This window comes from Mycobacterium sp. (assembly GCF_049673265.1).
GTDB lineage: Bacteria > Actinomycetota > Actinomycetes > Mycobacteriales > Mycobacteriaceae > Mycobacterium.
In genome coordinates, this window is sequence record NZ_JBATXN010000118.1 from 1 (window position 1) to 4,190 (window position 4,190).

6 protein-coding genes are annotated in these 4,190 nt (G+C 64.0%); 2 read left to right on the forward strand and 4 right to left on the reverse strand.

Annotated features, from left to right (window positions below; translation table 11 throughout):
- A partial coding sequence (locus WBF82_RS04110; protein WP_424381825.1) for an aldehyde dehydrogenase family protein occupies positions 1-1,013 on the forward strand: 1,013 nt, incomplete at its 5' end.
- 18 nt (positions 1,014-1,031) lie between these two features.
- Positions 1,032-1,499 carry a DoxX family protein gene (locus tag WBF82_RS04115; RefSeq protein ID WP_424381826.1) on the forward strand — a complete coding sequence of 156 codons (468 nt, stop codon included), beginning with the start codon at positions 1,032-1,034 and terminating at the stop codon, positions 1,497-1,499.
- Here WBF82_RS04115 and WBF82_RS04120 read toward each other — a convergent pair.
- The 4 genes from WBF82_RS04120 to WBF82_RS04135 form a co-directional block, all read right to left on the reverse strand.
- Positions 1,459-2,586: an epoxide hydrolase family protein gene (locus WBF82_RS04120; protein ID WP_424381827.1), complete on the reverse strand. Its 1,128-nt coding sequence runs from the start codon at positions 2,584-2,586 to the stop codon at positions 1,459-1,461. The genes WBF82_RS04115 and WBF82_RS04120 overlap by 41 nt on opposite strands.
- A 70-nt stretch (positions 2,587-2,656) precedes the next feature.
- Positions 2,657-2,890, reverse strand: coding sequence for a hypothetical protein (locus WBF82_RS04125; RefSeq protein ID WP_424381828.1), 234 nt, complete (start codon positions 2,888-2,890; stop codon positions 2,657-2,659).
- Between the two features lie 59 nt (positions 2,891-2,949).
- Positions 2,950-3,810: a TIGR03619 family F420-dependent LLM class oxidoreductase gene (locus tag WBF82_RS04130; protein ID WP_424381830.1), complete on the reverse strand. Its 861-nt coding sequence runs from the start codon at positions 3,808-3,810 to the stop codon at positions 2,950-2,952.
- Positions 3,807-4,190: PaaI family thioesterase (locus WBF82_RS04135; RefSeq protein WP_424381829.1), on the reverse strand; the 384-nt coding region annotated here is incomplete at its 5' end. The genes WBF82_RS04130 and WBF82_RS04135, both read right to left, overlap by 4 nt.

A 4,190-nucleotide genomic window follows, 5' to 3' on the forward strand; every position in this document is an offset into this window, starting at 1 on the left:
CCTTTGGAGTGGTCGGGCTGATCTTCCCGTGGAACGGCCCGATCTTCAATGCGAGCGCAAAGCTGGCGCCGGCGCTCGCCGCAGGCTGCAGCATGCTTGTGAAACCCGCTGAAGAGACCCCACTTTCGGCCCTTCTGCTCGACAGGTTGGTGCACGAGGCGGGCGTACCGGACGGTGTCGTCAACCTGCTGACCGGCTACGGCCACACCGCAGGCGCCGCGATCACCGCGCACGCGGGAGTCGAGAAAGTCGCTTTCACCGGGTCGACCGAGGTCGGCAAGGAGATCGTGCGGGCATCCGCCGGCAACCTGAAGAAGGTGATGCTCGAACTTGGTGGGAAGTCGCCGGTGCTGATCTTCGACGACGCCGATATGGACAAGTGCATTTTGATGGCGTCGCTGGGCATCTTCGTGCACTCCGGCCAGGGCTGCGTGTGCGGGTCGCGGATCTTCGTGCAGCGCGGCGTGTACGACCAAGTCGTGGAAGGCATTGCGCTGATGGCGAATACGTTCAAGCTGGGCGCGCCCAGCGAGGAGGGCTGCGTCAGCGGCCCACTGATCAGCCAGAAGCAGCTGACTCGCGTGATGGGCTTCATCGACGAGGGCCGCAGCGACGGCGTTGACGTGGTCACCGGCGGCTACCGCCTGGACCGCAAGGGGTACTTCGTGCACCCCACGGTGCTGACCAACGTCGATCCCCGGATGCGGCTGTATCAGCAGGAGATCTTCGGCCCGGTGGTCAGCATCCTGCCGTTCGACGACGAGGACGAGGCCGTGGCGATGGCCAACGACACCACCTACGGCCTGGCGGCCACCGCCTGGACGGAAAACGTCGGCCGCGCCCACCGGATCGTCAAGCGGCTACAGGCGGGCAGCGTTCAGGTGAACTGCCAGTTGGTGTTTGACCACGACGTGCCGTTCGGCGGCTACAAGCAGTCCGGCTGGGGCCACGAGTTCGGCCGGGAGGGCATCGAGGCCTACTTGAAGACGAAGTCGGTCTGGGCGCAGCTGTAAAACACGTATCGTCGGCGCATGGCGAATAACCTCGAAGCGCGGCTCAATTCGTACTATCCGGTTGCCCTCACGGTCTTCCGGGTGGTGTTCGGTCTGCTGTTCTTGTGCGACGGTCTGTCCAAGTTGATCGGCTGGCCGGCGCCTTTCACCGCGCCGGTCGGCCATTGGCCCGACTACTACGCGGGCTGGATCGAAACGATCACCGGCGCACTGATTGCCGTCGGTCTATTCACCCGCGAAGCCGCCTTCCTGGCATGCGGCGAGATGGCGGTCGCCTACTTCACCGCGCATCTGCCGCACGGCTTCTTCCCGATCAACAATCACGGCGAGGCCGCGGTGATGTACTGCTTTGCCTTCTTCCTGCTGATCTTCACCGGCGGCGGCGTCTACGCACTCGATGCCCGGCGCGGACGCTGGCGGTCGAGGGTTGCGCCGCGGCGAAGGTTCAGCGGACCGTCGCGAAGAACTTTCGGACGTCGTCGATGAACAAATCCGGCTGCTCGAACGCCGCGAAGTGCCCACCGCGCGGCATCGTCGTCCAGTGGGTGATGTTGTAGGCGGCCTCACACCAGCGTCGCGGGGTACGCAGAATTTCCTTGGGAAAAGAGGCGACGCCGGTGGGCAGTTCGACGCGGCCGTCGGTGATGAAGCTGTTGAAGCTTTCCCAGTACAGCCGCGCTGAGGATGCAGCGCTGTCGGTGGTCCAATACAGCATCACGTTGTCGAGGAGTTCGTCGCGGCTGATTGCGTTTTCGGGATGCCCGTCGCAGTCCGTCCACGCCCAGAACTTCTCGACGATCCAGGCTAATTGTCCCACCGGCGAGTCGGCGAGTCCGTAACCGAGGGTCTGCGGACGAGTGGATTGCTGCTTGGAATATCCAGTTCCCCATTTGCTGTGCTGAGCGTATGCCGCCAGCGCTTGTTGCTCGTCGTCGGTGAGATCGCCGCCGGACTCCGCCGCGGGCCTGGCGATCGGCATGTTCAGGTGGATTCCCACGCAGTGGCCACGGTTGCGGCCGATCTGCGTCGTGACCGCCGCTCCCCAGTCACCACCTTGCGCGCCGTAGCGGTGGTAGCCGAGGCGCCCCATCAGCGTCTCCCACGCCTGGGCGATCCGCTCGACACCCCATCCGGTCGCTGACGGCTTGCCGGAGAACCCGTATCCCGGAAGAGACGGGCAGACCACGTGGAATGCGTCCTGGCGACGTCCGGACGCCGGATTGACCAGCGGCTCGATCACCTTGTGAAATTCCACGATCGAGCCGGGCCAGCCGTGGGTGATCAGTAGCGGAAAAGCGTCTGCATGCGGCGATCGCTGGTGAATGAAATGGATGTCCAGACCGTCGATTTCGGTGGTGAACTGATCGAAGCGGTTCAACGCTGCTTCGCGGGACCGCCAGTCGTAACCGGCAGCCCAATACGCCGCCAGCTCGCGGGTGTAGGCCAACGGGATGCCCTGGGTCCAGTCGTCGACACACTCGGCTTCCGGCCAACGGGTGTGCGCCAACCGGCGCTGCAGATCATCGAGAACGTCGGACGGGATATCGATGCGGAACGGCGTGGGTTCAGGCATAGCGTGCATTGTGCAGGCGGAGATAACCGCCGCACCTGTTGCCCCCCGAATCAGCTGGACGCCGTGGGCGTCACAGAATGCGCCGAGGCGACCTGCCCATGTAGTAGCCGGCCGGGAAGGACATCTCGATCACTCGAAGCTGGTCGTTGGCATGCGACTCGAGCTCGAGGACCACACAACTCTCGTCGAAGGCTTTCGACTCGAGGACTGTGTAATGCTGGCCGCCACCGTGGACGTCGGTTATCGGGTCACCTGAGCGCAATGCCTCTACAGGCACTAATTCGGGGTTTCCGGGTTCCTCCACCCTAAACACGTTATGCCAATCGGCCGGGCGACGGAACGATTTTCTTACCGCAAGGCGCGTCACCGGTCGAGTGCAAGGTCCTTGCGGAACCTTTTCATGCCGTCGACTTTGTCGGACAGGCTGGCTTCCGGCCCGGTGTAGAACATCCATGGCATGGTCAGGATGCCGGTGATCCCGGCATGCTCGGCGCGCTGGTAGTCGGCGATGGTGAGGGCATCTGTCAACGGTGTGAGGATGGTGAAATCGTCCATGCCCAAACCGTTTTCGGCCCGTAGCTCACGCAATCGGGCTGCAGCGGCGATGGCACGGTCGGTCTTGATCAGGTCGCCGATCCAACCATCGTGGCGGGCCGCGCGGCGCAGCGCGGTCTCGCTGAGACCACCGACGTAGACCGGTATCCGCGGCGGCGTGGGTTCCATCTCCAACCGGGGCGTTTGGTAGAAGTCGCCGTCGAAATCGGCCCAGCCCGCCGACCACAGCGTCCGCATCAGTTCGAGCATCTCGTCGGTGCGTTTGCCGCGGTCAGTGAAGGGCTGCTCCATCAAGGCGAACTCGTCGGCACACCAGCCGACGCCAACACCGAGCTCAACCCGCCCGTCGGCCAGGTATGCCGCAGTTCCGATGGCCTTGGCCGCCGAATAGGGGTTGCGCATGGCCGGGATGTAGACCGTGGTGACGAACTTGAGTCGCGTCGTAACCTGGGCAAGCGCACCGACCAAGACCCACGGGTCAGGCCACTCAGTGAAGGGTTGCCAGCGCCGCTGGCCGTCCTTGGTGTAGGGATACGGGGTGCTCAAGGTTTCCAAGTTGACGATGTGGTCGGGAATCCCGATGCCGTCATAGCCGAGGTCGTCTGCGGCCTTGGCGACCTCCACGATCTCGCGGGTATTCAGGTATGCGCTGCTGATGTAGAACTTCATCCGGCGTCTCGCGCCCATGCCGGCTTGATGAAGATCCCTTCCGCTTCAACGGTGATTCCTTCGGCATCCGAAAGATGGCCGGATACAAAGGATTTGACACCTTCGGTGCGCTCAACGGCGGCATCGGCGCGCAGCCTGCCCAACGGGGTCCCGCGCACGAATCGCACCGTGAGGGTTCCGGTGAACAACGGTTTCGTCAGGCCCTCGCTAGCGGCCTCGCCGAGGACATGATCGAGGACCAGGGCGCACACTCCCCCGTGCACCAGGCCGGGTGGCCCCTCGTAGGCCGTGTTGAGGGTGAACTCGCTCCAGCAGCGGGTGCCATCGTCGTCATGGTGGATCGTCAGTGGCGGCGCGATCGGGTTGCGCAGGCCGATCAC

What these genes read in the sequence shown, in the direction of transcription:
- WBF82_RS04115 (WP_424381826.1), top strand. Translation starts at nt 1,032, where the DNA reads ATGGCGAATAACCTCGAAGCGCGGCTCAATTCGTACTATCCGGTTGCC.
- WBF82_RS04120 (WP_424381827.1), bottom strand. Translation starts at nt 2,586, where the DNA reads ATGCCTGAACCCACGCCGTTCCGCATCGATATCCCGTCCGACGTTCTC.
- WBF82_RS04130 (WP_424381830.1), bottom strand. Translation starts at nt 3,810, where the DNA reads ATGAAGTTCTACATCAGCAGCGCATACCTGAATACCCGCGAGATCGTG.